This window comes from Marivita sp. (genome assembly GCF_051859345.1).
In the GTDB taxonomy this organism is placed as follows: domain Bacteria; phylum Pseudomonadota; class Alphaproteobacteria; order Rhodobacterales; family Rhodobacteraceae; genus Marivita.
In genome coordinates this window covers 1-25,068 of sequence record NZ_JBHYFV010000030.1, presented here as the reverse complement: position 1 = coordinate 25,068, position 25,068 = coordinate 1, and the positions used below count along the sequence as shown (strand labels likewise).

Below are 25,068 nucleotides of genomic sequence, written 5' to 3'. Positions count from 1 at the left end.
CGGCGGCCTTTGAACCATCTGAAATCAGATAGTCTTACGCGTCGTCGTCCAGCGCCTCGACGGCTTTTTCCAGATCGTCTTTCGAGATTTCTTTCTCGGTCACGGTTGCCTGCTCGGCGACGTGATCGACAACCTTGTCTTCGAAGATCGGCGCGCGCAGCTGTTGCTGCATCTGCTGGTTCTGACGGACGAAATCAAAGAACGCACGTTCCTGGCCCGGGTACTGACGCGCCTGGTTCATGATGACCTGCGTCATCTCGGCGTCGGTCACTTCGACCTCGGCCTTCTGACCCAGTTCCGCCAGGAGCAGACCCAGTTTCACGCGACGTTCGGCCAGTTTGATGTGCTCGTCTGTCGGTTCGACTTCGGGGTGGTCGTGACCTTCGACATCCGGGTTTTCTTCGTGCCACAGTTGGTGTGCGATCTGCTTGGCTTCTGCGTCGACCAGCGACGGCGGCAGATCGACAGAGATTTTCTCGTCCAGCTGATCCAGCAGGGCCCGCTTCATCACCTGGCGTGCGGCACCGGCATACTCGGCTTCCAGACGCTCGGCGATCTGGGTCTTGAGCGCGGCCAGATCTTCGGCGCCGAACTTGGTGGCAAGCTCGTCATTGATCTCGGCGGCCACAGGTTCTTTCACGGCCTTGATGGTGCATTCGAACACCGCCGCCTTGCCCGCGAGGTTCTCTGCGCCGTACTCCTCGGGGAAGTTGACCTCGACGTTCTTTTCCTCACCGGCCTTTACACCGACCAGTTGCTCTTCAAAGCCCGGGATGAACGACCCGGAGCCAAGAACCAGCGGGTAATCTTCGGCAGCGCCGCCTTCAAAGGCTTCGCCATCGACCTTGCCAAGGAAGTCGATGACAACCTGATCGCCGTCCTTGGCCTTGGAGCCCTTCTTGCGGTCCTTGAAGTCCTGCGCGGTTTCGGCAAGGTTTGCCAGCGCTTCGTCGACTTCCGCGTCACCGGCCTTGACCACCAGCTTTTCCAGCGTCACCGAGGACAGATCGACCTCGGGCATCTCGGGCAGCTTTTCGTAGGACATGTCGACCTTGACGTCGTCGCCCTCTTTCCAGTCTTCGTTGGCCATCTTGACCTCGGGCTGGAGTGCCGGACGGTCGCCACTGTCCTCGAAATGCTTGGACATCGCGCCGTCGATGGTTTCCTGCATGGCTTCGCCCAGAAGGCGCTGACCGAACTGCTTTTTCAAAAGCGGCATCGGCACCTTGCCTTTGCGGAAACCCTTCATTTCGATTTCCGGCTGTGCCTCTTTCAGCTTTTCATTGACCTTCGCGTCCAGTTCGTCCGCCGAGACGGTGATCGAGTAGCCGCGCTTGAGCCCGTCGTTGAGCGTTTCGGTGACCTGCATGTCATTCCCCTAAGCATCAACGGGGCGCGCCTGCACCCCGTACCTTTTGAATTCGGCACCTTCTATGCAGCAGACACCTTGTGTGCAAGGCGGATTCGACTCGGGCCCGTTCAGTTTCGCGGTGCCGTCGCGCAGCGGAATGGGGATACCCCGCCCTGGCAAACCCAACTTGCGCGATGGGTCTTTGAAATCCGGACATCGGATCACATGCACAGACGCGACTCTTTGCGCAAAAGGTCGTGTCAGAACGCAGACTAACGTCCACTCTGAACGGATTGAATTGACCACTATACGTTTTGAACACTGCGGTGTCGTGATTTCGGCATCCTATTGGACCAAAAGACATTATCAGGACCGCATGTTGCGACGTACCCGTCCGCCATCTTGCCCCTTGGAATGAAGATCGTGGCGGCGGATCGGTTTGATCGCGTTGGATGGGCAGAGTTCATCAGCACGTTCCCGAAGGCGGATGGGTCATCCAGCCGCCTCAGAGAGCTTAGCGCGATCAGCCGTCAGCGATCTGTTTGGCTTTTTGCACAAGAACCTCGGCCTGGCGGATGGAGGCGTAGTCGATCAAACGCCCGTCAAGCGACACGGCCCCTTTCCCCTCAGCCTCGGCCTGGGCCATGGCTTCGAGGATGCGTTTCGCCTTGGTGATTTCTGCCTCTGAGGGGCTCATGACCTCGTTGGCGAGGGCAATCTGGCTGGGATGAATCGCCCACTTGCCTTCACATCCCAACACAGCCGCCCGATAGGCCGCCGCGCGGTAACCATCGGCATCCTGAAAATCCCCGAATGGTCCGTCAATCGGACGCAGGCCGTTGGCGCGCGCTGCGACCACCATCCGCGCAAGCGCATAGTGCCACATGTCGCCCCAATGGGTCTCGCGGTTGCCATCCGCATCCGGGTCGGTCAGGACCGCGTAATCCTCGTTCACGCCGCCGATGATCGTGGTCCGGGCGCGGGTTGAAGCAGCATAGTCTGCGACGCCGAAATGAAGGCTTTCATTGCGTTTGGACGCGCCTGCGATTTCGGTGATGTTCTGCATGCCCAATGCGGTCTCGATGATATGTTCAAAACCGATGCGTTTGCGGTAGCCTTTTGCATCCTCGATCTGGGTCACCATCATGTCCACCGCATAGACATCGGCGGCGGTTCCGACCTTGGGGATCATGATCAGGTCAAGACGTTCGCCAGCCTGTTCCACCACGTCGACAACGTCCCGATACATGTAGTGGGTGTCCAGTCCGTTGATTCGAATGGACATGGATTTGGTGCCCCAGTCTATCTCGTTCAACGCCTTGATGATGTTCTTGCGGGCCTGTGCCTTTTCGTCCGGCGCGACTGCATCCTCAAGGTCCAGAAATATGACATCAACGTCTGATTCTGCTGCCTTTTCAAACATTTGCGGCTGGCTTCCGGGGACAGCCAGTTCAGAGCGGTTCAGACGACCCGGCGCCTGTTCTACGGGATGGAATGACATCTTCTTGGACCTTTCCTGACGGTAACTTTATTGCGTCAGAAGGGTTTCGGAAGAATGATTATGTCAAGAACTCTTTGGGTCTATCTGGGTATACCGGGCGTCTGTTTCGACTCCAGCGCAAGCCGGGACGAGTAGTAAAACGCAATCGCCTGTGCGCGGTTCTTGACCGAGAGTTTTTCATACAGATTGGAGAGGTGAAATTTGACCGTATTGGTCGAGATGTCCAACTCTTTGGCAAGCTCGCGATTGGTCAATCCTTTCGACAGCGCCTCCAGGATGATCCGCTCCTTGCGGGACAATTGGTGGATCGGGTCGGACTGCAATTCGCGCACGTCGAGAAATGGGAAGACCATTTTTCCGTCCGCCACTTCGACGCAGGTTTCCAGAAGCCTTTCGGCAGGGGTGGATCGCGGCGAAAACGCCGCGGCCCCGGCTGTCATCGCGCGGCGCGGCAGGTCGCCGGTGTCTTCGGCGTAAACGACGATACGGGGGGCTGTCGCCTGTTCGCGCAGTACCTCGATCAGTTTTGCACCTCCAAGCACGGGCAGGTTCCAGTTGATCACACCGACCTGCACGGGAACACGCATGACCGTGCCCAGAAACCCCTCGGCCGTGGCGGATGTGGCAACGAGAGAGAATCGCGGGTCGCGGTCAAAAAGTTCGGAAAGAGCGGACAGAACCAATGGGTTGCTGTCTGCCAGCATAATGGCTATCGGAGCGTCGATTTGGTTAAGATATTGATTCATAACATTTATTCTCAACTACCTACCCATAAGAATGGGGCCCATTTTGGTATACTATGGTACTTTTACCTGTATGGGTAGGGAATTACCCACCCAGATAGATACCCAAAAGCAGGAGTTTGGGACGTTGTGCAGTTTCACCAGCGGTTTACCAATGTCCATCCGCATCACAGTCGTCGTTTGTGACCGGATTTTGGACGAAGGCGCAACACCGCAGAATGCGACAGGACGCGAGAGCCGCCGACGAACCATAGGTGCTTTGGGAGGAGCGTAGATGGACATCCATGAATATCAGGCCAAGGAACTGTTGGCGAATTTCGGGGTCACGGTCCCGGACGGAGGTCTTGCCTACAGTCCAGAGCAGGCGACATACCGCGCCCGCGAATTGGGCGGCGAACGGTGGGTCGTCAAGGCCCAGATCCACGCGGGCGGTCGCGGCAAGGCTGGCGGCGTCAAGGTCTGCAACAGTGACGTTGACATTCAGAACGCGACCGAAGGCATGTTCGGTCAAAAGATGATCACGCATCAGACCGGCCCTGAAGGCAAGGGAATCTACCGCGTCTATGTCGAAGCCGCCGTTCCGATAGATCGGGAGATTTATCTGGGTTTCGTCCTGGACCGCACGTCTCAACGGGTGATGATTGTGGCAAGCGCCGAGGGCGGGATGGAGATCGAGGACATCTCGGCCCAGAGACCCGACAGCATCGTGCGTGCAACTGTCGAGCCAGCCGTCGGCTTGCGTGAATTCCAGTGTCGGCAGATTGCCTTCAAGTTGGGGATCGAGGCCGGCTTGATCCAGCATATGGTGCGCACGCTGCAAGGTTGTTATCGCGCCTTCACCGAGCTTGACGCGACCATGGTCGAAATCAATCCGCTGGTCATCACGACGGACAATCGTGTCGTCGCGCTGGATGCCAAGATGACTTTTGACGACAACGCACTGTTCCGGCATCCGCAGATCAACGAGTTGCGCGACAAGTCCCAGGAAGATCCCCGCGAAAGCCAGGCGGCGGATCGTGGGCTGAACTATGTGGGTCTGGACGGAAATATCGGCTGCATCGTGAACGGCGCAGGACTTGCCATGGCGACCATGGATACGATCAAGCTGGCTGGCGGTGAGCCTGCGAACTTTCTTGATATCGGCGGCGGCGCGACGCCCGAGAGGGTGGCCAAGGCGTTCAATCTGGTGCTGTCGGACCGGAATGTGCAGGCGATCCTGGTCAACATCTTTGCCGGTATCAACCGGTGCGACTGGGTGGCCGAAGGGGTGGTTCAGGCAATGAAGGACGTTGGTGTCGAGGTGCCGGTGATCGTGCGTCTGGCCGGGACCAATGTGGAGGCGGGACAAAAGATCCTGGCTCAGTCGGGGCTGCCGATCATCCGCGCGGCCACGCTCAACGAAGCGGCGGAACGCGCCGTCATGGCCTGGAAGAACGACCTCGCGCAGGGGACAACAAGACTGGAGGTTGCATCATGAGCATCCTGATTGACCGTGACACAAAGGTTCTTGTTCAGGGGATCACCGGCAAGATGGCCCGGTTCCATACGCGGGACATGCTGCAATACGGCACCAAGGTTGTCGGCGGTGTTGTTCCCGGCAAGGGAGGCGAAACCGTCGAGGGTGTGCCAGTGTTCAACACGGTCGAAGAGGCCGTTGCGCAAACCGGTGCCGAAGCATCGCTGGTCTTTGTCCCGCCCCCGTTTGCTGCGGACGGCATCATGGAAGCCGCCGATGCCGGTATCCAGTATTGCGTCTGCATCACCGACGGCATTCCCGCGCAGGACATGATCCGCGTGAAACGCTACATGTACAGATACCCCAAGGACCGCCGGATGATCCTCACGGGGCCCAATTGCGCGGGAACGATCAGTCCGGGCAAGGCGATGCTGGGGATCATGCCCGGACATATCTACCTGCAGGGACATGTCGGCATTGTCGGGCGCTCGGGCACGCTTGGCTATGAGGCGGCAGCCCAGCTCAAGGAACGCGGAATCGGGGTTTCCACCTCGGTCGGCATTGGCGGGGATCCGATCAACGGCTCGTCCTTCCGGGATATTCTCGAACGGTTCGAACACGACGACGACACCCACGTCATCGCCATGATCGGAGAAATCGGTGGCCCGCAGGAAGCCGAGGCGGCGGACTATATCCGCACCAGCATCACCAAGCCGGTTGTGGCCTATGTTGCCGGTCTGACCGCCCCGAAAGGTCGCACGATGGGCCATGCGGGCGCGATCATTTCTGCCTTTGGTGAAAGCGCATCGGAAAAGGTCGAGATCCTGTCGGCGGCCGGCGTGACCGTTGCCGAAAACCCCGCCGTGATCGGGGCGACAATCGCAACCGTTATGGAGGCTGCGTGATGGTCAGGCCAAGTGTCCTTTTGACCCGCCGCTGGCCGGGTGTAGTCGAACAAAAGCTGGCCGAGACCTATGATGTCGTTCTCAACCAGAGCGACCGTCCTCTGACGGCGACCGACTTTCGCGAGGCCATCGCCAAATACGACGCCGTCCTGCCGACCGTCACCGACAGGATCAGCGCAGAGGTTCTGGATGTGCCCAAGGCGCGAACCAAGATCCTGGCGAATTACGGCGTCGGGTATTCCCATATCGACGTCGGCGCAGCGGCCCGACACGGTATCGCCATCACCAACACGCCTGACGTGCTTTCGGAATGCACGGCAGACCTTGCGATGACCCTGATGCTGATGGTGGCGCGTCGGACCGGGGATGGGGAACGCGAATTGCGCGCCGGTGCGTGGTCAGGCTGGCGACCGACACACCTTGTTGGCACAAAGGTGTCGGGCAAGACCCTTGGCATCGTGGGGTTTGGCCGCATCGGACAAAAGATGGCGCAGCGCGCGCATCATGGCTTTGGCATGGACATCCTCGTGGTCAGCCGGTCCCCCGTGGATCCCGCATTCCTGGCGCAATTCAATGCCCGGCAGTGTGATACGCTCGAGGTGATGCTGCCACAGTGCGATTTCGTGTCGCTGCATTGTCCGGGCGGTGCGGAAAACCGCAACATGATCACCTCGGCGCGATTGGATCTGATGAAGGAAGATGCGTTTCTCATCAATACGGCCCGTGGCGAAATCGTGAATGAAACCGCACTGGCGCAGGCCTTGATGTTCGACACGATCGGAGGTGCAGCGTTGGACGTGTTCGAAGCCGAGCCGCGCATCCATCCGATGCTTGCGCAATGCGACAACCTCGTGATGTTGCCGCATATGGGCAGCGCCACCCGAGAAGCGCGCGAGGCCATGGGGTTCCGCGTGCTCGACAACCTCAACGATTTCTTCCAAGGCGGCGCCCCGCGTGACCTTGTGGCCTGACGCCGGTTTTCCGATAACAGGATCAGGCAAACGGCCGCGAATGGCATGTCTGGCAGATGTCTTCGATTGCGCGGGCCGCTTTGGCAGCGCCATTGGACGCCGTGGCGCGTCTGGCAAAGGCCTGACCCCGGTTGCGCATGGCGTTTCTAGAACGCGGATCGAGCATCATGCTGATCTGCGTCGCCAGATGATAGCTTTCGGTGGTTCTAAGCTGGGTTCCCAGACCCATATTCCGTGCAAATGACGCGCGCAGGATCTGGCGGTCCTGCTGGGCGTTTTCGTTCGGCACCCAGATTGTCGGCAGCGCCGTGGCGATATGTTCGGCAAAGGTGTTGTAGCCGGCTGCGGCAATCGCGAAATCGAACGCATTGTGAAACTGTGAAAACGGGTATTGCGTCAGTCTGACGACATTGGCGGGCACGTCATGCTTGGTGTGGGCAATTCTCCATTCGGCCACGGCCATCCCGACACCATGCCGACCCTTCAGTTGGGTCAGCGCCTTTTCTGCCACGCTCCCCGTATCGAAATTGTTGCCCGATCCCGGTGCGATCAGAACATTCACCTCTGACGGATCAAGCCCTAGGGTCGCGCAGGCCGATGCCCGGTCAAGCAGTTCTGCGGAGTCCAGAATTCTGACGGGTGGAACGGTCAGGACGTTTTCCCGAAACCGCGTCGTTGGTCCATCGTCAAGTTCCGGCGCAACTTCGCTGGGTTCGAGAACAAGATCAAACGCCTTACCGCGCTCAAGAGCGTCGATATCGCGGTCTATCCCCCACAATCCGCGTCTGATCCAGACACGGGCAAGTTCCGGTGCCCGGTCGAGCGCGGACATCAGTCCGATGAAGGGCATGTTCCCGTCATAGACAACCGCAGAAGGCTCGTAAAAGCCGAACATCATCGACAGGGTCTCGGTCAGGGCGGCGTTCCAATGCGCGCGCGCTTCTCCGTAGGCGGTATGATAGGGAATGTGTTCACAGGGGAACCCGTAATCGCGCACAACATCGACCGCCTGGGAATGGCTGACAAAGACCGGTTTGATCCGGTTGGGCAATCGTCTGGCGACAGCCAACTGCCGCGTCAGATGTCCCATCCCGACCCCGTTGGACGAGTAGAACAGCACCCGCGTTTCCCTTTGGGCGTGGATTGACGGGGCAAATGCATCGTTGCGCGGTGCGCCGACAAGATCACGCACCGTTTGCACAAAGGTCGCTTCGGAGAACTGATTTTGCAGCGCAAATTCTGCGGTGGCCTGAAGATCGCTCAGGAATCCGCGATCCCCGTGGAAATCAATGGCGACGCGGGGAAGTGTTTCTGTATCGCCATAAAGCGCCATGCCGCCGAATGTCGGGCGGTATTCGGGCGGCAAATATGGAACAACGCCCGCCCGCAACGCCATAAGCGTTTCGACCGGACACGGGTCATCCTCGGCCACGTCCGGATTTGCCAGAATGTCGATCCGGGCAAGAAAATCGGACAGCGACAGCCTGTCCTCTGGCCAGATTTGCACCGGGCCGCCTTGTGGCCAGTCCGGACGTTTCACATCACGCCCGCCGCGTATCTTCCAGCTGACAATGGGTGATGCGAAAAGGTGCTCTGACCTGGACAGGGCGTCATTCAATCCGGCGGAGCGCGTCTGCGACATGCGGGCCATGCCAACCACTGGACGGGCGGTTTCCGTCGCGGATCGTTCGGGTGCATTCCGGTTTGGCGCAACAGGAGACCAGTCATCGTCGGTCAGCGGCCAATGCGGCACGCTGCTTTCCAGCGCGTCTCGTGCGATGATGGAATTGGGCGCCCAGAGAACCGGACCGCCCAGCGCCATCTCTGCCGTGAACACCAGTCTTTCCAGATCGACACGCGCGGCATTGGCCAGGGAACGGGGACGTTCCACCGTGACCACGCGATGGGTGGCGTCGATCCGAAAGGGGGTATCCAGACGTGCCGAGACAACCCGGCTGTCAAAGACCAGCGCCAGCGCGCAGTCGATGTCGGCATCAGAGCTTATCCGGGTGATCCGCTCTTCTGCGAAAAGCTGACCATATGACGGGTCTATCGAAAACGGATCGGCCGCAATGGCCTTTGAGGCCACGGGAATGACACCAATTCGATAGCCCGCATGCGCCAGTGCGTTCAAAGCAGCGGCGTGGCAGGGGGCTGCGTTGTCGCCGACCCGGATGTCGGCGAGGACGCAAAGATCAAGGCGGAGCCTGGTCACATTCAGGACGCGCGGCAGGTCAGTCCGGATTTTGTCCTGGCGGTGCCGGTGGGCGGAAAGACAATCCGGTCAACGCCGACGGTCTGACGTCCATCAGGTGAACGATACACGATGCTGACCGCGTAGACCCCAGAGCGTTCCCCGGAGTTCAGAATCCCGTCGTCTCCGGGGGTCAGTTGGAGGTAGGCGTCAAGCGTGATGTCCGCGCGCTGACCGGTGGCTGTGGTGCGACGGGGCGAAATGGTTTGATAGGCACCGCTTCCTTCGCGGCACTGAACGGCGCGGGTGACTGGACCAGCATAGCTCAGCACCTGTGTGCCGCTGTCGGTGGACGCGGTTCTGCGGAACCCCAGAGACTGCAGTCGCGCAACCTCTGTGCCGATTTCAACCGGTTGATATCGTATCGTCGTTGGGCCAACACCTTCGGCACATCCGGCCAAAGCAAGCAGACCGGCGAGGATTGTCATAGGTCGGATATGCATCAGGGGCATAGCGGTTCTCCTAGTTGAAGGTCGAAAGGTCGGCCAGAACCTCAAGTGTGATGACGTCACCGGGTGGCGATTTTCCGCGTGACGCAAATACGGAGTCAAGGGCGGTTCGTGTTTGCGGTCCGATCTGACCGTCTGGTTCACCGATGTCTTCCCCCATCCCGACCAGCAGTCTTTGCGCCGCGAAATTGTAGTCGTCCGGCGCATAGGACGCGACGGCCTCGGTCACGAGGCGCGCAAGATTCGGATCATCGCTGAGACCCTGTGCGGTCGCGTACCAGATCAGGGCCGCGATCCGGTCCTGTTCGACGCCGCGCCCCGCTTCGGTCAGCTTGGCAAGGTCCAGGGCAGCCCATGGCACACCGCCTTCGGCAGCACGGCGATACCAGCGCACGGCTTGTTCGAAATCGGGCACCACACCGTCAGAAGACGCCCACGCCCGGCCTGCATCCCGCGCCGCCCAGGGATTGCCATCGGCGGCCACCGCATAAAGATCGCGGGCGCGCGCCAGGTCTTTGGGAACACCGCGTCCGTCTTCGTAAAGGCGGGCGAGTTCACGCTCTGCGCCATAGACGTTTTCCGAAAGCGCCCGTTCCAGCAGCCCCACGGCACGCGCCGGATCATCAAAAAGCGGGTGTTTCGAGGCGTAGAGACGGCCAAGACGGAAATAGGCTTCGGCATCGCCATCTTGAGCCGCGCGCCGGTACAAGCGGGCGGCGGCCTCGATCCCGTTGGCCTGCCCCTGCCCTTCTTCGTACATGATCCCAAGTCGCGTGACTGCGTTGGGAACACCGCGCCCTGCTGCCGTTTCGAACCAAAAGCGCGCCTGTTCGTAATCCGGCTCCACGCCGTCACCGGTCTGATAGATGCGGGCCAACCGGGTCTGCGCGGTCAACTCTCCGCTCTTGGCGGCAGTGATGTACCAGCGGATGGCTTCGGTGATGTCCTGATCAACGCCAATGCCCTCTTGGTAGAACTCGGCGATATTGGTCATGGCCCAGTCATTCCCGCGCGCGGCGCCTTCGCGGTAATACTCCATCGCCCTCGCGAAATCCTGCTCAACGCCGACACCTGCCCGATAAATCCAGGCCAAGGCGGTGAAGGCCGCGGTTTCACCACGCTCGGCGGCCGCCTCGAAAAGCGCTTTTGCCCGCGCATAGTCTTGCGGAACCGCCTGCGCGTCCAAGTACATCTGACCCAGATAGACCATCGCAGATGCATAGCCCGCATCCACCGCCTTTTGCTGGTAAAACAGCGCCTGATCGTATCGCCCGGCAGAGCGATAGGCGCGTGCCAGTTGTGCCCAAAAGCGCACCACGTCGGGATTGGTGTCGACCGCGATTTCACAGACGGCAATGGCGGCATCGAAATTGCGGTCGATGATGAACTGCCGGGTGCCCGCCGTGACCCTCTGGCTGTCATAGGGGTTGCCGGCAAGAATATCGCAGGCGTCTACATAGGTTTCGATGGCCACGCGGGTTTCAAGCATCTCTCCGTTGTCGCGCAGGGCGGCGCCGACAAATTGGTCAATCCCGCCGTTCGAACCGATCTTCGGTGTATATGACAGCGTCCTGGCTTCCGGAATCCAGCGCACGATATTCCGTGTGAGCGGTTCCCCCTCACCGACATTGACCTGACCAAGACGCGGTGCCTCTTCGACGTAGAACCAACCGGCCTCGTTGACCTCGGCGGGGGTCCACACCAACCCGGTTCCAATCGCCACCGCAACATCGCCGCGATCCAGTTCCGAGACGAATTCTTCGCGATCCGTGGCCCCTACTCTGGCGGTTGCGCCTGACCGGATGTCCTGAAGCAAGGGATCAATCGGGTTCACGTCATCCAGCGTGCCACCAAGGTTGCGGATTTCCTGCGCGGCATCCTCTGTAAATGCGCCATCCGGCAGAATGCGCAAATATGCCTTGTAGGCGTCGATGCGCCCGCTATCGCGAATGGATCGCCAGATGGTTCTGTCAACGATGCGTTGCGGGGGTAAATCGCCAAGGGTGTCGGACCTGACCCCCATGCCGGTTGTGGTCCGGACAAGATCGTCGCCTTCGGGTTTGAAGTAGAAGCGGCTTTCAAGCGTACTTGTCGTCCAGGCGATCTGATTGCCGTCCGTCGCCTCGCGCACATCGCCGCGCACCCGGCGAAAAAGATCGGTCACTTCCAATCCGGACTCATCAATATTGTCAGCAATCGCCTGCGTGTACGGGCTGTGTTTGCCGGTGCCATCATACGCCACCGCGCCCGGTGCGGTTGCAAAGCTGATGATGGTTTCGGTCTTGCCCGATGTCATCTCTGCCAACCCGCCAGTGCTGGACCCGGCAAGTTCCTTCAAACCGCGGGCAACCTCGTCCTCGGACGCACCAATCGAGATCGCGCGCGTCTCAAGACTTTTCGCGTCAGCTTCGGTAATCTCGGCAAACGGGTTGTTGCGACACGCATCAAGCAGAACCAGATTGAGCTTGGCGCCCGAATTCGACATCAGATCGACGAAAAGCTGCGCATCGACAGATTGCGCGATCAGATCATCGACCGACAAGGGCGCGGCGGAAATCGGTATCAGATAGTTCTTCCCGTTTATCTGAACGCCATGCCCGGCATAGAAAAAAAGCGCTTCGCTGCCTTCGTGCAGCCGACTGCGGAACGTCGCGAGATCGGCAAGCATTTCTTCGCGGTCGGCGTCTATGGTCTCGATCACCTCGAAACCGGATTCCCAGAGTTTCTCGGCAATGATGCGGGCATCGTTTGCCGGGTTCGGCAATGGGTCCACGCTTTGGTAATTCGAATTTCCGACAACCATGGCGACGCGGGGCGCGAACCCGGCGTTCGGCTGTGCAAAAGCCGGGCCAGCCGCAAACGCCAGCATCACTACGACCCCAAACGGCATCGCATGGTTGAAGACCGGATGGATCACAGCGTTGACCTAGTAGGGGTCGGGATCGGGCGGATTGGACGTGCCTGGCGCATTGGTGTTCGGATTGTCCGGCGCGTTGTCGCTGGGTGTGCCCGGCGTGCTCGTGCTGGGTGCGCCCGGCGTCTTGTTGTTGGCGGATGCACTCTGACGGACCTGTGTGGTCCGAGGGGCACCCTGATATCCAAAGCCCGAAATGATCTGGTCACGGGTCAGGCCGGGGTTATCTTCGGTCAGTCGAAACTCGGACAATGCCAGAAATGCGGCATTTGCCCGTGGGCCAGTCGGAAATCTGCGAAGATAGTCGCGCGCCTCACTTTCGGTGGCGAATGAACCGGTCTCAAGCGATTGGGCCTGGGCCGCCGAAAACGGTGCGCCAAGAATACCGATCAACGTGAGCGTTCTACCGAGAATCCACTTCGGCATCGTAAAAAACCTCAAAAAAATGTTCGACAGGGTCGAGACGAATGCTCAATACTAGACCGAAATAAATGCGACACGTCAAGGTTTGCGACAGTTCTGCGGCTGCATCGGCAACACAACGCTGTTGGGCCTGACCTGTCGCGCACCTTATACATTGATCTCATGTTCAAAGCACCTTTGGCACGCCCCATCCGCTGCACCTATTACCCTGATTTCCGGGCCAAGAATCCGTATCAAACGCAGCTTTACGACGGCTGGACGCCATTCGTGGATTGCAATCCCGGAACCATCTCGACAGCCCTCGAGGCACAGCGGCTGGACGCGGATGTGCCACATCTGTTTCATCTGCACTGGGAACATCATGTCCTGAACGACCCTGCCCTGACGGTGGAGGGTTTTCTGAATGACCTTTCAGAGTTTCGCGATTGTGGTGGGAAGGTGCTATGGAGCCTGCACAATATCGAACCGCATGAAGCCTATCCGCAAGATCAAGTGGCCGACCTGATTGCCGGACTGCGCGACCTTGCCGATGTCATCCACCTGCATTCACTGCAAGCGGTGGCCGAGGCGCGGGCGCACTGGACCCTTCCGGTCGATAAAATCCGCGTCGTGCCACACGCGAATTACGCGCAATCCTACCCGGTCTATCGGCGCGACGGGATGCGTCAGGACCTGGGGCTGCAAGATGCCGATATGGTCGTCCTTCTTCCTGGTCGCATCGCGTCGTACAAGAAACCGGACTCTCTGGTGCAGGCCTTTGTCGATGTTGCGGGTGCTCGGGATGTCTTGATCATCGCCGGTCAATTCACGCCAAGCGTCACTGTCGAAACGTCCGATGATCCACGCATCATCCTTCGGAACGAATTTCTGGATGCCGACGATGTTGCCCGTTTCCATGCAGCCGCGGATTTTGTCGCGCTGCCCTATGCCCAGTCCCTGACATCGGGTTCCGCCATCCTTGCTGCCACGCTTGGGCGCGGTGTGCTTGGTCCCCACAGCGCGGGATTGTTCGACGCGGTCTCGTCTGGAAAAACCGGCGTTCTTTATGACCCGACACCGCCCGATGCGCTTAAGCAGGCGCTGGATGCAGCGCTTGGGGACGGACCCGAAGTCTGGCGCGCACGGGGTGCGGCGGCGGCCAAGGCATCGCAGGCACGAGACATCACACTGGTCTCGGCCGCGTGGGGCGACGTGGTCACCGGATTATACGCAACACCGCCGCACGGCCAGTTGTGGAGCGCGGTTCGATGAAACCCTGGTGGAAGACGGCGACGGACCCGGTGGTGGCAGATGTGCGAGACTGGCGCGCGGACCTGACATGGCCCTTCAACACCGACAGTCCCGTGCTTGACGGCCTCAAGGCATCGGATCACCCGCTGGAGGTGATGCTTGTCGATGTGACCGGCCTTGAGTGGCCCGACATCGAACCGCTTTTGCCCTTGGCGCGCAAGACGGCCTTGGAACGCGGCATGGTGCCGGTGATTGTCGTGGACCTGACGGAGTTCGGAGACCTTCGGCAATCCGGTCTGGCCTACGACGTCTTGCCCAACGCTGCCGCCAATGCGCAATTGTTCCGTTCCGGAAACTGGCTCGGCTACCTCGCGCGTCGGCGACTGCTCTTGACCGAGAAATGGCGACCGGCGGCGATTGTACATCTCTCGGGCCGGGCCGAGGGCTGGCAATGATGATCGAACTTTCAGACTGCGATGTGGTGTTCATGAGTTTCGATGAACCGAACGCCGACAACAATTTTGAACAGTTGCAGGACGCCCTGCCACGGGTCAAGCGGGTTCACGGTGTTGTCGGTTTCGATGCCGCGCACCGACAGGCTGGGGAAACGGCGACCAGCCGTCATGTCATCACGATCGACGCCGACAATCTGGTGATTGATCCGGGTTTCATGAACGGCGGCTTCGAGGTGTCGGCCCGCGATCTTGGGTCGGTGTTTTCCTTCAGCGCCCGGAACGTGTTGAATGGGCTTGAGTATGGCAATGGCGGCGTAAAGATCTGGCCACGCACGGCGCTGTTGGCGTTGCGCAGCCATGAAAACGCAGGCCGGACCGAAGCCGCGGTCGATTTCTGCTGGACCGTTCCCTACTTCCAGGTCAATCGCGTCCTTTCCGAAGTTCACATGACAACCACACCGGCGCAGGCGTTCCGGGGGGGATTTCGCGAAGGTGTGAAGTTCAACCTTGCCGGTGGCAGTCTTGCCTACCAGGCGTTTCCCAATATCCCGAAGGCCGAGGCACTTCCGAAACATATCGGCAAGGCCAATTATGAACGCCTGCGGGTGTGGTGTTCGGTTGGCGCAGACATCGAGAACGGGGATTGGGCACTTTTTGGCGCACGGCTTGGCTGCGTGATGACCGCTCTGGATGGCTTTGATCCCGCACTGGTTGCCGACTACGCGTGGTTCCAATCCTTTTGGGAAACCGAGATTTTTCCGACATGGTCGGATGAGCGCACCCGCGCGGACCGGATCAGGACACTTGGAACCCAATTGAATGATGAATTGGAGCTTCACATCGCGGATCTGGATGCAGATGCGTCCTTGTTCGTGAAATCCGTGTTTCGCGGGAAACGGGCATATGGTCCGATGGAGGTTGTGTAGATCGGGGTGACGCGCCGTTCAACACTGTGTCCAGACGGTGTCGCAAGTCGGACCTATCTGCCGAATGAGTCATGCAGCCCCGCTTTCACGCGGGGGCCACGAGACGACCCTCCCTCACCGAAAAATTGCAAAGAAATTCTTGTTATGCCGCACCTAGTGTCATAAAATTCGAAAGATATGAATTTTGCATCAGAAAATGTGAATATAAACTTCCGCCATCTCCGCGCGCTTCATGCAGTGGATGCCGCAGGATCATTCAGTGGTGCAGCCGAACATCTGGGGGTTGTGCCTTCAGCATTGTCCGAACTCATCCGGCAGCTTGAAGCTGATATCGGTGCGCCACTTTTCGACAGGCGCACCCGTCCGCCGACGATGACGCCTTTGGGACGGGATTTCCTTCAGGATACAGCGTTCTTGCTTGAAGGAATGTCGCGCGCTGTCAGTCGATTGCGGCAGAGCACCGGCCTTGAACAAGGCACCTTGGTCCTTGGTGCCTCACCCTCTGCGATTTCCGAACTTCTGGCCCCGATCCTTGCAGACTTTCTGAAGGCCAATCCGGGCCTTGGCCTCACGCTGCACGATGACATCGCAGAACGACTGGCAGGACTGGTCGCGGACGGACAGATCGACCTTGCCGTGGCGGGGCGGTCGCTCCATTCGGCCGACCTGATCCAGAGGGAAATTCTGCGCGACGAAGTGGGCATCGCCTGCCCTGCTGATCACGCATTCGCGCAAGGTGATGCCGTCAACCTGAACCAGTTGAGTGCTGATATGCTGATCGGACTTGATCCCGACACCGGCACGCAGAACCTGTTGGCCGGATGCAAACGTATTCCGAAGGATTTCCTGACCCCGCGACTCAGGGCGCATTCCACGATTGCCCAGCTGTGCATGGTGCGCGCTGGGTTGGGTATTGCCTTGCTTCCCAAAAATGCGGTCATGTTGTTTCGGGACCCAGTGATCCGTTTCGTTCCGGTGTCGGGCCTGAACCTGTTTCGGACGCTTTACCTTCTCGAACCCTCACGACGCCCATTGAGCGAAGCCGCGCGCGCCTTTGTAGAATTGCTTGAAACGCGGGTTCCCGCGTTGAACGAGACCACATCCGTCTAGAGTTTTGCGCCTCTGAACCGGGAGGCGCGCAAAGGCCTGAAGACCGACACTGACAGGAGCCACCCCATGCAAGACGCACCGACGCACCCGTTGCCCTTTGTTTGCAGCAAGGCACCTGCCCGAGCATCCGGAGGAATGGTTGTCACGAACCATCCTTTGGGCTCGGCGGCGGGCCATGAAATGTTGGCGGCGGGTGGAAATGCGGTCGATGCAGCGGTGGCCGCTTTGTTGGCGTTGACCGTGGTCGAACCGATGATGGTCGGGATTGCGGGCGGCGGCGTGTCGCATCTTCGTCTGGCAGATGGGCGACACAAGGTTTTTGACTGTCTGTCCCATGCGGGTGCATCGGCAACCCCTGACATGTTTCGCCCGTTGTCTGACAACCTGCCTGAGTACATGGAAACCGAGGGGCGCAAGAACCTTGTCGGCCCGGCGGCTGTGGCAGTGCCGGGCAACCTTGCCGGATGGTGCGACATGCACAGCCAACACGGCAGCCTGCCGCTGTCCGATGTCATTTCGCCAGCAATCCGGCTGGCCGCAGGCGGCTTCAAGGTGACACAATACCTGAACGGCACGATCCACCGGCATGCCGAGGATCTGGCACTGGACCCGGTTATTGCAAAACTCTTCCTGCCGGACGGATCGCCTGCCGCGCCGGGCCATATGCTTGTGCAAGGCGATTTCGCGGAAAGCCTGCGGATGATCGCGCGCGATGGACCGGCCGCCCTTCATGGGGGCGCATTGGGACAAGCCCTGATCGACCGGCTGGGGGACGAAGGCCATGTCTCGATCGAGGATTTGCGGACCTACAGGGTGCGCGAGCGCGATGCGATCCTGTGCGCCTACCGGGGTTTCGAAATCGCGGGTCCGCCGCCCCCGGCCTCGTCCGGTGTGCATGTGGCGCAGATGCTGAACATCCTCGAAGGATATGACCTTCGCGCGATGGGGTTCGACAATCCCGAAACGCTGCATCTTTTGGCCGAAGTCATTCGGATCGGGTTCGAGGATCGGCGCGCCGCCTCTGGTGATCCGGATTTCGTCGATATCCCGGTCGAGCATCTGATTTCAAAGGACTATGGCCGTGCATGCCGCGACAGGATTCGTGACACCGCGCAGTTGCAACACGTCCCTCCGGTGGTGGAAAGCAACAACACGACCCATGTCACAATTGCCGACAAGGCGGGCAATATCGTGTCCGCAACTCATACGATCAACGGCCTTTTCGGCGCGCGCATCATGGTGCCGGGGACCGGAATCATTCCGAACAACTACATGTACAATTTCGACCCCCACCCCGGCAAAGCCATGTCCATCGTTCCGGGCAAACGCGTGCCGACCTCAATGGCTCCGATGATTGTTCTGCGGCAAGGCAAACCGCACTTCGCGGTTGGGCTGCCCGGCGCTTTGCGGATCTTTCCGTCCGCCCTGCAAGCCATCGTGAACATCATCGACCACGGCATGAGTCTTCAGCAGGCGGTCGAAGCGCCGCGTCTGTGGACAGAAGGCGCCCATGTCGAATTGGAGCCCTGTTATGAACACCATGCCGATGCGTTGCGTGCGAAAGGGCATCATGTCGAGATCGTGCGCCACATCGGTGGAGGGATGAATGCGATTGCCTTTTCGGGTGACGGCGAAATGACCGGCGCCGCCTGTTGGCGCGCCGATGGCACGGTGTCGGCCCTTGGTGGCGGCCTTGCCGAGGCCGGTGTGTCGTTCCATATCTGATGGTGACTGACGCAGAATCACACACGGCCGCAACCGGGACCGCAATCGCGTGTCGGCGGGGCAAGCCTTCAGTATCCCCGCTCGGCATCCGCGACGTCATCACAGGTTCCGGTCTTCGCGAAGGTCATCAGGTTGTTCGCAATGAGCCGCCCGCCGGTTGCTGCGTCGATCTGCGATGCCACATGCGGGGTGACGGTGACGGCAGGATGCGACCAGAATGGGTGGTCCGTCGGCAACGGCTCAATATGAAAAACGTCCAGCGTTGCCTGTTTGATCTGCCCGCTGTCCAACGCCGCCACAAGATCGTCTTCCACCAGATGAGGCCCGCGCGCGCAATTGATCACACAAGCGCCTTTGGGCAATTTCCGGAACAGGGACGCATTCAGGAGACCGCGCGTCTGATCCGTCAACGGCAACAGATTGACGAGGATGTCACACCCGTCGAGGAACGTGTCAAAGCCTCCCTGCCCTGCGAAACACGTCACACCGTCAATGGTTTTCTCGGATTTCGACCAGCCACGGGTCGCAAACCCCAATTGCGCAAGTGTGGTCGCCGCAGCAGCCCCGAGATTGCCCAACCCCATGACGCCAACAGTCCGGTTCGGCGCGACGGGAACGACAATGGCATGCCAGTCGTTTTGAGCCTGTGCAAGAAGTTGCCTGGGCATATCTCGATGGTGACGCAAGACATGCAGCGCAACATATTCGCGCATCCGCTGGGTCAGGTCGGCACCCACTGTCCGGATAATGGGAACATCCGACGGCAATTCGGAATCTGCCAGGACATGATCAATCCCCGCGCCAATGGACACGATGGCGCGCAGGTTCCGGAACCGCGCAAGATCGCCGGTCCGAGGACGCCAGACCACCGCAAAATCCACGGTTTCAGGGTCTGCGGCAGCATCAAGCGATACGACGTCCCAGCCCGGCAGCAAGCCTTGCAGCATGTCGACCCACCACTGGGTTTTGTCTTCGGCGGGCAGATAAACGGCAACTCTCATTCGGAATCCTTTCAGATTTAGGCAGGGGCAGTCGATGAATTTCAAACAGCTAGAAGCGTTCTATTGGCTGAGCCAGATCCAGAATTACCGGCAGACCGCAGAACGGCTGGGCCTGACGCAACCTGCCGTTTCGGCGCGCATCCAGTCTTTGGAAAATGATCTGGGCAAGTCCTTGATTGATCGCGATGCACCCGGATTTCGACTGACCGATCAGGGGATAGAGGTCGCTGAATTCGCGTTGCAGTTCTTGAACTTGCGCGAGACGATGAATTCCCGTTTGCTGGACAAGCGGAAACAGCGCCTCACGATTGGACTCGCGGGCATGGTGGCAATCACCTGGGGGCCGATCCTGCGGGCACGGGTAGAGGTCGAACATCCCGAGATCATGCTCGACATATATGCGGGTTCCGACCTTCAGTTGCGGCGCTTCATCGACTCCGGCACGCTGGACATCGCCTTTACCGCCAGTGGCGACCGCATGGCAGGCTGGGACTTTACCACGCGCTACACGGTCGGTTGGGTGGCCCGCCCCGATCTTATCACGGGGCGTGACTTGCCGATGACGCCAGAGGGACTTCGGGAGATGCCATTGGTGCTCTACCCCAAGACCTCGCCGTTGTTTAACCCGGTGGCCGAGTATGTCGACGAAATGAGATCGCAACCGGCGCCGCGCCATTATGGCAACTCGCTTGCCACGATCTGCGAGATGGTGCGACAGGGCTACGGTGCGTCGGCCCTGTCGCTGAGCGCCCTGGACGCCGACATCGCCTCTGGAAACCTGACGCAAATCCCCGTGACCGACACGATCGCTCCGCTGGATGTGGCGTGCACATATATCAACCGCGCCCGGCGCAAGCATGTGGGCCTTATCCTCGAAATCGCGCGTGACGTGTGTGAGACTTGGTGTAGAGAACATTCGGCCCACGCCTCCTTTCTTCAAACCGCAAGCGACTAGCCGGAAATCCTGGTCGCCACCATGGCCGAGGCTCCGGACAATTCGCCAAGATGTGTCCCGCCAGAGACCTTGTCTTCGTTGACACGTCCCCGTTCGGTCTTGGTTTCGCCCTCGTCCAGAACCGCATCAAGGTCTTCGGGCGCGATGAACAGAACACCGCTTTCATCCGCCAGAACGGCATAGCCCGGCAGGACGGCCGCGCCACCAATGCTGATGGGCACATTGAATCCCCCACCGGTGTTGTAAAGCCGGGTGGTGACGGGCGACGCCCCGCGCGACCACATGGCAAAGTCTTGTTCGACAATTTCCGCAGTGTCCGTGTGTGGACCATCCACGCAGCCGCCCTCAAGCCCGATCATGGCCGCCATACGGGTCACACCACCACCCCAACAGGCGTATTTCGTATCGCCCAAACGGTCCACGGCAAGGAAATATCCGGGGCCGCACTGGCTCAGGCAATGGTGCAGCAGGGTTGAATCGAGGCCGGGAATGGCAAGCGTCGCAACCGTTGCCGCCACCACCTTGCCCCGAAGAACGGGTTGGATTGCCGGTGCCGCAAAACCGAAATGGTAGAAATGGCCGATGGTCGCCGTTTCAAGCTTGGCAAGCCGGTCCAGCTTGTCCTGCGCAATCGGCGTGGGCATCGGGTTCATCTTGTATGTGAGGTTGGACATATCGCCCCCTTGGCTATTGTTTTCCGAGAATGAGATCGGGCAGGAACGTCACGGTGAGCGGCACATAGGTGAGCAGAAGCAGAACCGCGAACAGCGGCAATAGCATGGGCAGCACCGCAACCGTGACTTTTTCGAACGAAACACCACCGACCTTGGACACGATGTAAAGACCAATCCCCATCGGCGGTGTTGCGATGCCGATAAGCAGGCCCAGTTGAATGATGATGCCGAAATGCACCCGGTCGATGCCATAGGCGTCAATCAAGGGAAGCAAGGTTGGCACCAGAATGAGCTTGGCTGGAACACCTTCGACCACACAGCCCACAAGAATGATGAAAACCAGAAGCAACCCGAGAAAGACGTTGCGGTTTTCGGTCAGGGAAAAGGTCCAGTCAGCAAGTTTTTGCGGAGTCTGGTCAATCGCCAGAAGCCATCCCATTGCAATGGAAAAGGCGATGATGATCATGATGACCGAGGTCATCATTGCGGAATCCGACAAGGCCTGGGAAAATTTGGCCAAGGTCAGTTCCCGGTACCAGATGCCAAGTCCGATGCAGTAGATGCAGGCCAAGACCCCCGCTTCGGTCGCGGTCACAAATCCGAACATGATCGACCCCAGAATGATCGCAGGGGCCATCAGGGCGGCAAATCCGTGCTGGGCGGTTTGACCCACTTCACGAACCGTTGCCCGTGGTTGGGTCGGAAAATCCTCGAATCCCGCGCGCAGGCGGATGTAAAGCATCAGCGCCAGACCAACCAGAATCCCCGGCACCAGACCCGCCAGGAACATCCGTTCGATGGATTGCTGGGCGAGGAAGGCGTAGATCACAAGCCCGATGGACGGCGGAATAAGCGGTCCGATGACGGAGGAGGCAACTGTGACCGCGGCGGCAAAATCGGGTTTGTACCCACGTTCGCGCATCGCCTTGATCTCGATCGCGCCAAGCCCGGCGCAGTCTGCAACAGCCGCACCGGAAATCCCTGCAAAGATCATCGACGACAGCACGTTCACCTGTGCCAATCCAGCTTTGAAATGGCCCACAAGCGCATTGGCAAAGGCAAAGATGCGCACCGTCACACCTGTGACGTTCATCAGGTTGCCCGCCATGATGAAAAAGGGCACTGCGGTCAGGGACGCCTTGTTCACACCTTCGAGCATCTGTTGCGGGATGATCTGCAACGCGTTGGAAAAGTCGGAGGTGACAAAGGTCAGGACAGTCGCCATCCCGATGGCGATGGAGATGGGCACGCGACACAGGATCAGCGCGATGAAAGTCCCGATGAGTATCCACGCCACGGTCAGACCTCCGGGTGGGAGTCGCCCACGTTTTCCGGCAAGCCGGCAAACATCTTGGCGATATCAAGCAAAGCCGTGAACGCCACCAGCGCCGCAGACAGGAAAAGTGGAATGGACAGCGCCAGGCGCGGCAGTTCAAAGCCAGCGGGCAGAATGGCACCGTCATACACGCCAAGCGATGTCGAAATCACCTTGGGCAGTTGCCACAACAGAACAAAGGTCACGGTCAGGGTGGCCGCATCGGTCAACACGCGTGTGACCATCATTCCAACCGGCCCGAACAGACCGGCAACAAAATCGACCCGCACATCCGCAAGCCGTGCATAAAGCGCGAAGAAGCCGAAAAAGCTCAGCCAGATGAAAAACACCATGGTCCAGGGCCACATCCAATATGGTGCCAGACCCATCGGACGCAGGATAATCGTCGCTGCCGTCAACAGAAGCATCACAAGCAGACAACCATTCGACAGCCAGAGAAACACGCCGCCAAGCGTCCAGTTCGCGCGGTCAATCCGACCGAGGGCCCGCTGAAGCGGGCCCTCGGGTGTGTAGTCAAATGGTGTCACGAACCAGACTCACGCGACGCTTCGATCGCTTCCATAAAGCCTTCGGGCAATTCGCCCGACGCGGCCATGTCGCTGTAAAAGCTCTTCATCCTCTCGACCAATGGACCGGTGTCGAGCACGCTGAAGGTGGCACCCGCCTCTTCCATCCGCTTGATGCTTTCTTCGGCGACGTTGAACATCACGTCCTGCGAAAACTCGCCCACCTCTTCGTAAGCCTTCATCAGCCCTGCGCGGGTGTCATCGTCCAGACTGGCCAGCGCCTGTTCGTTCACCATGAACCCGATGGACTGCCAGTATTCGTCGTGGCGGGTGATGTAGGGTGCGACCTCGTTGAAGCGCATGGATTCAACAAGCGCGATCGGCGAGTTCACCGCTTCGACGATGTTCTTCGAGATGCCTTGGTACACTTCGGTCCAAGGAAGGGTGATCACCTCGGCGCCAAGATGGTCCCATGTTTCGATGGCGACCTTGTTCTCGTGCATCCGCAGCTTGACGCCTCCGACATCATCGGCCGAGTCGATCGGTACATTGGACACCATCACACGGTACGGTCCACGCAGAACAAGTGTCGGATCGCCAAGAGGCCGAACACCGGCTTTTTCCGCGGCATTGTCGAACCAGCCACTGACGGTTTCGGACGTCATGAACCGCTGCCAGTGATCGTAGTCATCAAAGGCAAAGGCAGCGGCAACCCAGGCCAGCGCCGGTTCCCATTTCTTCATGTAGCCGAAACCTTCGGCGTAAACCTGGATGATGTTCGCCTGTAGCTGTTCGAGGACAGCGTCTTCCTTGCCCAACTGTTCGTTGGGATACACATCGATCGTCAATTCACCATTGGTGTATTCAGCGGTAAGTTCAGAAAATTTTTCGAAGACCTGCCCTTCAGGACTGTCCACTGGCATCTTTGTTGCCATCCGCCATGTCGTTTCCGCATGGGCTGTTCCGCTGAGCACAAGAGCCATGGCTGTGCCGAGTGCCAAGAGAGTTTTTCGATTATTCATTGATTTACCTCCTTGTTGAGTTCGATGGAATTGGCAGTTCTAGTCATGCAAACCTTTTGCGACATGATCACAGACCAATCCGGCACCAATCGCTGCCAGACGTTTGACAAGTGTTTCGCCCGTCTCTGCGGAACACAGGGTCGGGTCGCAGCCGAAGGCACCCGTTTCAGTCGCTTCAAGCGCCTCGATCGGGACTTGGATCTTCGCCCCATCGTATGTGATCGTCGAGAAACCCGAGATCGACATATCTTTGATGCGCGCGCCGGTCGGGGACGGGCGGACAAGATCGGGGCGCAACAGGTCCGGGTAGAAATACAGGCCAACCGAGGTCAGCGGATCCCCCCCGTGCCCAGATGAGGCGCTGGCCTTTTCGGCGCCGATCAGATCCGGCAATTCTCCGTAGGCAACTTGCCACAAGTACATCGACGGAACGAACAGCCCTGCTTTCTGGCGCCACCGAAGGGTCACTTCGGTGATTGCCGGAACGTTTCCACCATGTCCGTTGACGATCATCACCTTGCGGATGCCATGTCGGTTCAAACAGCCGAAAATGTCGTCCAGCAGCGCAACCAGCGTTGCGTTGCTGATCGAAATTCCGCCATGGCTTGAATCAAAAAAGTCCTTGCCCCCAAAGGGCACAACAGGGGCGACGAACGTGGAGACACCGCGGCCACGCGCCGTCTTGGCGATTTCAAGGGCCATGAGGTCAGCGGCCAGATAGTCGCCCATTGGGGCGTGAATTCCCTGATCCTCAAGTGATCCCATGGGCAGAAGAACAACAGCATCTTCCGTCACATGCTGCCTGGCTTCTTCCGAGGTCAACTCGGCCATGCGGATCTTGTGGATCATGTTTGGTCTCCGGTGCTTGCAATTAAATCCCGCCACCATTGAAGGCTGCGGACGTGCACCCTGTCCAATTCAAACCATTTGTGTCGCGATAGAGATTTTTTGGGACTGCCGACCTGCACGGTCAGGCCTGCGCCGCAGCCAATGAGGTTTTCGGTTTTCGATCAAACCGCGAAAATTGAAACGGCGCAGGATCAACCAACGGGCGCGCGCCTATCCCCAACTCGACGGCCAACTGACCTGCCGCTGGCCCAATGCCGAACCCATGTCCTGAAAATCCGGTCGCCACGACCAATCCCGGAACACTCGAGATGT

Annotated in this window: 22 protein-coding genes and 1 pseudogene; 9 read left to right on the top strand and 14 right to left on the bottom strand. The window is 59.3% G+C overall.

Annotated features, from left to right (window positions below; all coding sequences use genetic code 11):
- Positions 1-34 precede the first annotated feature (34 nt).
- The 3 genes from tig to ACTIEN_RS16515 all read right to left on the bottom strand — a co-directional run bounded on the left by tig (position 35) and on the right by ACTIEN_RS16515 (position 3,598).
- Entirely contained in the window at positions 35-1,369 is a 1,335-nt protein-coding gene (gene tig / locus ACTIEN_RS16525) for a trigger factor (protein WP_439524253.1), read from the bottom strand.
- 505 nt (positions 1,370-1,874) lie between these two features.
- Positions 1,875-2,852, bottom strand: a complete 978-nt coding sequence (locus tag ACTIEN_RS16520; RefSeq protein WP_439524252.1) for an HpcH/HpaI aldolase/citrate lyase family protein — start codon at positions 2,850-2,852, stop codon at positions 1,875-1,877.
- A gap of 80 nt (positions 2,853-2,932) precedes the next feature.
- Positions 2,933-3,598 carry a LuxR C-terminal-related transcriptional regulator gene (locus tag ACTIEN_RS16515; protein ID WP_439524251.1) on the bottom strand — a complete coding sequence of 222 codons (666 nt, stop codon included), beginning with the start codon at positions 3,596-3,598 and terminating at the stop codon, positions 2,933-2,935.
- A gap of 271 nt (positions 3,599-3,869) precedes the next feature.
- Here ACTIEN_RS16515 and ACTIEN_RS16510 point away from each other — a divergent pair, with 271 nt between their 5' ends.
- Genes ACTIEN_RS16510 through ACTIEN_RS16500 form a run of 3 tightly spaced genes read left to right on the top strand, consistent with a single transcriptional unit; the run spans position 3,870 to position 6,927 of the window.
- Positions 3,870-5,072, top strand: a complete 1,203-nt coding sequence (locus tag ACTIEN_RS16510) for a malate--CoA ligase subunit beta (protein WP_439524250.1) — start codon at positions 3,870-3,872, stop codon at positions 5,070-5,072.
- Positions 5,069-5,956, top strand: a complete 888-nt coding sequence (gene sucD, locus ACTIEN_RS16505; RefSeq protein ID WP_439524249.1) for a succinate--CoA ligase subunit alpha — start codon at positions 5,069-5,071, stop codon at positions 5,954-5,956. The genes ACTIEN_RS16510 and sucD overlap by 4 nt, the downstream gene beginning before the upstream one ends.
- Positions 5,956-6,927: a 2-hydroxyacid dehydrogenase gene (locus ACTIEN_RS16500; RefSeq protein ID WP_439524248.1), complete on the top strand. Its 972-nt coding sequence runs from the start codon at positions 5,956-5,958 to the stop codon at positions 6,925-6,927. The genes sucD and ACTIEN_RS16500 overlap by 1 nt, the downstream gene beginning before the upstream one ends.
- Positions 6,928-6,949: 22 nt before the next feature.
- Here ACTIEN_RS16500 and ACTIEN_RS16495 read toward each other — a convergent pair whose 3' ends face one another.
- Genes ACTIEN_RS16495 through ACTIEN_RS16480 form a run of 4 tightly spaced genes read right to left on the bottom strand, consistent with a single transcriptional unit; the run spans position 6,950 to position 12,970 of the window.
- Positions 6,950-9,142, bottom strand: coding sequence for a glycosyltransferase (locus ACTIEN_RS16495; RefSeq protein WP_439524247.1), 2,193 nt, complete (start codon positions 9,140-9,142; stop codon positions 6,950-6,952).
- Between the two features lie 2 nt (positions 9,143-9,144).
- Positions 9,145-9,633, bottom strand: coding sequence for a pyruvate/2-oxoglutarate dehydrogenase complex (locus ACTIEN_RS16490; protein ID WP_439524246.1), 489 nt, complete (start codon positions 9,631-9,633; stop codon positions 9,145-9,147).
- Between the two features lie 10 nt (positions 9,634-9,643).
- Positions 9,644-12,547: a caspase family protein gene (locus ACTIEN_RS16485; RefSeq protein ID WP_439524245.1), complete on the bottom strand. Its 2,904-nt coding sequence runs from the start codon at positions 12,545-12,547 to the stop codon at positions 9,644-9,646.
- Positions 12,548-12,556: 9 nt separating this feature from the next.
- On the bottom strand, positions 12,557-12,970 hold the full coding sequence (locus ACTIEN_RS16480) for a hypothetical protein (RefSeq protein ID WP_439524244.1): 414 nt from the start codon (positions 12,968-12,970) through the stop codon (positions 12,557-12,559).
- A gap of 159 nt (positions 12,971-13,129) precedes the next feature.
- Here ACTIEN_RS16480 and ACTIEN_RS16475 point away from each other — a divergent pair, with 159 nt between their 5' ends.
- The 5 genes from ACTIEN_RS16475 to ggt all read left to right on the top strand — a co-directional run bounded on the left by ACTIEN_RS16475 (position 13,130) and on the right by ggt (position 18,413).
- Positions 13,130-14,218, top strand: a complete 1,089-nt coding sequence (locus ACTIEN_RS16475; RefSeq protein WP_439524243.1) for a glycosyltransferase — start codon at positions 13,130-13,132, stop codon at positions 14,216-14,218.
- Entirely contained in the window at positions 14,215-14,652 is a 438-nt protein-coding gene (locus tag ACTIEN_RS16470) for a hypothetical protein (protein WP_439524242.1), read from the top strand. Before ACTIEN_RS16475 ends, ACTIEN_RS16470 begins: the two co-directional genes overlap by 4 nt.
- The gene (locus tag ACTIEN_RS16465) at positions 14,652-15,578 is read left to right on the top strand and encodes a hypothetical protein (protein ID WP_439524241.1); all 927 of its coding nucleotides are present in this window, start codon (positions 14,652-14,654) and stop codon (positions 15,576-15,578) included. Before ACTIEN_RS16470 ends, ACTIEN_RS16465 begins: the two co-directional genes overlap by 1 nt.
- A 198-nt stretch (positions 15,579-15,776) precedes the next feature.
- Complete coding sequence (locus ACTIEN_RS16460; RefSeq protein WP_439524240.1) at positions 15,777-16,688, top strand: LysR family transcriptional regulator; 912 nt, start codon at positions 15,777-15,779, stop codon at positions 16,686-16,688.
- 66 nt (positions 16,689-16,754) lie between these two features.
- Positions 16,755-18,413 carry a gamma-glutamyltransferase gene (gene ggt / locus ACTIEN_RS16455; RefSeq protein ID WP_439524239.1) on the top strand — a complete coding sequence of 553 codons (1,659 nt, stop codon included), beginning with the start codon at positions 16,755-16,757 and terminating at the stop codon, positions 18,411-18,413.
- 68 nt (positions 18,414-18,481) lie between these two features.
- On the opposite strand, the gene ACTIEN_RS16450 is transcribed toward ggt, so the two are convergent.
- Complete coding sequence (locus ACTIEN_RS16450; RefSeq protein WP_439524238.1) at positions 18,482-19,414, bottom strand: 2-hydroxyacid dehydrogenase; 933 nt, start codon at positions 19,412-19,414, stop codon at positions 18,482-18,484.
- Positions 19,415-19,448: 34 nt separating this feature from the next.
- On the opposite strand from ACTIEN_RS16450, the gene ACTIEN_RS16445 reads away from it, so the two are divergent.
- Positions 19,449-20,369, top strand: a complete 921-nt coding sequence (locus tag ACTIEN_RS16445; protein WP_439524237.1) for a LysR family transcriptional regulator — start codon at positions 19,449-19,451, stop codon at positions 20,367-20,369.
- Here ACTIEN_RS16445 and ACTIEN_RS16440 read toward each other — a convergent pair.
- The 6 genes and pseudogenes from ACTIEN_RS16440 to ACTIEN_RS16415 form a co-directional block, all read right to left on the bottom strand.
- On the bottom strand, positions 20,366-21,043 hold the full coding sequence (locus ACTIEN_RS16440; RefSeq protein ID WP_439524236.1) for an RraA family protein: 678 nt from the start codon (positions 21,041-21,043) through the stop codon (positions 20,366-20,368). The two genes, ACTIEN_RS16445 and ACTIEN_RS16440, sit on opposite strands and share 4 nt — an antisense overlap.
- Positions 21,044-21,056: 13 nt before the next feature.
- Positions 21,057-22,340, bottom strand: coding sequence for a TRAP transporter large permease (locus ACTIEN_RS16435; RefSeq protein WP_439524235.1), 1,284 nt, complete (start codon positions 22,338-22,340; stop codon positions 21,057-21,059).
- A gap of 2 nt (positions 22,341-22,342) precedes the next feature.
- Entirely contained in the window at positions 22,343-22,906 is a 564-nt protein-coding gene (locus tag ACTIEN_RS16430; protein WP_439524234.1) for a TRAP transporter small permease, read from the bottom strand.
- Entirely contained in the window at positions 22,903-23,907 is a 1,005-nt protein-coding gene (locus ACTIEN_RS16425) for a TRAP transporter substrate-binding protein (protein ID WP_439524233.1), read from the bottom strand. The genes ACTIEN_RS16430 and ACTIEN_RS16425 overlap by 4 nt, the downstream gene beginning before the upstream one ends.
- A 39-nt stretch (positions 23,908-23,946) precedes the next feature.
- Positions 23,947-24,756, bottom strand: coding sequence for a creatininase family protein (locus ACTIEN_RS16420; protein WP_439524232.1), 810 nt, complete (start codon positions 24,754-24,756; stop codon positions 23,947-23,949).
- A gap of 121 nt (positions 24,757-24,877) precedes the next feature.
- Positions 24,878-25,068: pseudogene (locus ACTIEN_RS16415) on the bottom strand (hypothetical protein); the annotation flags it as partial.

What these genes read in the sequence shown, in the direction of transcription:
- tig (WP_439524253.1), bottom strand. Translation starts at nt 1,369, where the DNA reads ATGCAGGTCACCGAAACGCTCAACGACGGGCTCAAGCGCGGCTACTCG.
- ACTIEN_RS16520 (WP_439524252.1), bottom strand. Translation starts at nt 2,852, where the DNA reads ATGTCATTCCATCCCGTAGAACAGGCGCCGGGTCGTCTGAACCGCTCT.
- ACTIEN_RS16515 (WP_439524251.1), bottom strand. Translation starts at nt 3,598, where the DNA reads ATGAATCAATATCTTAACCAAATCGACGCTCCGATAGCCATTATGCTG.
- ACTIEN_RS16510 (WP_439524250.1), top strand. Translation starts at nt 3,870, where the DNA reads ATGGACATCCATGAATATCAGGCCAAGGAACTGTTGGCGAATTTCGGG.
- sucD (WP_439524249.1), top strand. Translation starts at nt 5,069, where the DNA reads ATGAGCATCCTGATTGACCGTGACACAAAGGTTCTTGTTCAGGGGATC.
- ACTIEN_RS16500 (WP_439524248.1), top strand. Translation starts at nt 5,956, where the DNA reads ATGGTCAGGCCAAGTGTCCTTTTGACCCGCCGCTGGCCGGGTGTAGTC.
- ACTIEN_RS16490 (WP_439524246.1), bottom strand. Translation starts at nt 9,633, where the DNA reads ATGCCCCTGATGCATATCCGACCTATGACAATCCTCGCCGGTCTGCTT.
- ACTIEN_RS16480 (WP_439524244.1), bottom strand. Translation starts at nt 12,970, where the DNA reads ATGCCGAAGTGGATTCTCGGTAGAACGCTCACGTTGATCGGTATTCTT.
- ACTIEN_RS16475 (WP_439524243.1), top strand. Translation starts at nt 13,130, where the DNA reads ATGTTCAAAGCACCTTTGGCACGCCCCATCCGCTGCACCTATTACCCT.
- ACTIEN_RS16470 (WP_439524242.1), top strand. Translation starts at nt 14,215, where the DNA reads ATGAAACCCTGGTGGAAGACGGCGACGGACCCGGTGGTGGCAGATGTG.
- ACTIEN_RS16465 (WP_439524241.1), top strand. Translation starts at nt 14,652, where the DNA reads ATGATCGAACTTTCAGACTGCGATGTGGTGTTCATGAGTTTCGATGAA.
- ggt (WP_439524239.1), top strand. Translation starts at nt 16,755, where the DNA reads ATGCAAGACGCACCGACGCACCCGTTGCCCTTTGTTTGCAGCAAGGCA.
- ACTIEN_RS16450 (WP_439524238.1), bottom strand. Translation starts at nt 19,414, where the DNA reads ATGAGAGTTGCCGTTTATCTGCCCGCCGAAGACAAAACCCAGTGGTGG.
- ACTIEN_RS16445 (WP_439524237.1), top strand. Translation starts at nt 19,449, where the DNA reads ATGAATTTCAAACAGCTAGAAGCGTTCTATTGGCTGAGCCAGATCCAG.
- ACTIEN_RS16440 (WP_439524236.1), bottom strand. Translation starts at nt 21,043, where the DNA reads ATGTCCAACCTCACATACAAGATGAACCCGATGCCCACGCCGATTGCG.
- ACTIEN_RS16425 (WP_439524233.1), bottom strand. Translation starts at nt 23,907, where the DNA reads ATGAATAATCGAAAAACTCTCTTGGCACTCGGCACAGCCATGGCTCTT.
- ACTIEN_RS16420 (WP_439524232.1), bottom strand. Translation starts at nt 24,756, where the DNA reads ATGATCCACAAGATCCGCATGGCCGAGTTGACCTCGGAAGAAGCCAGG.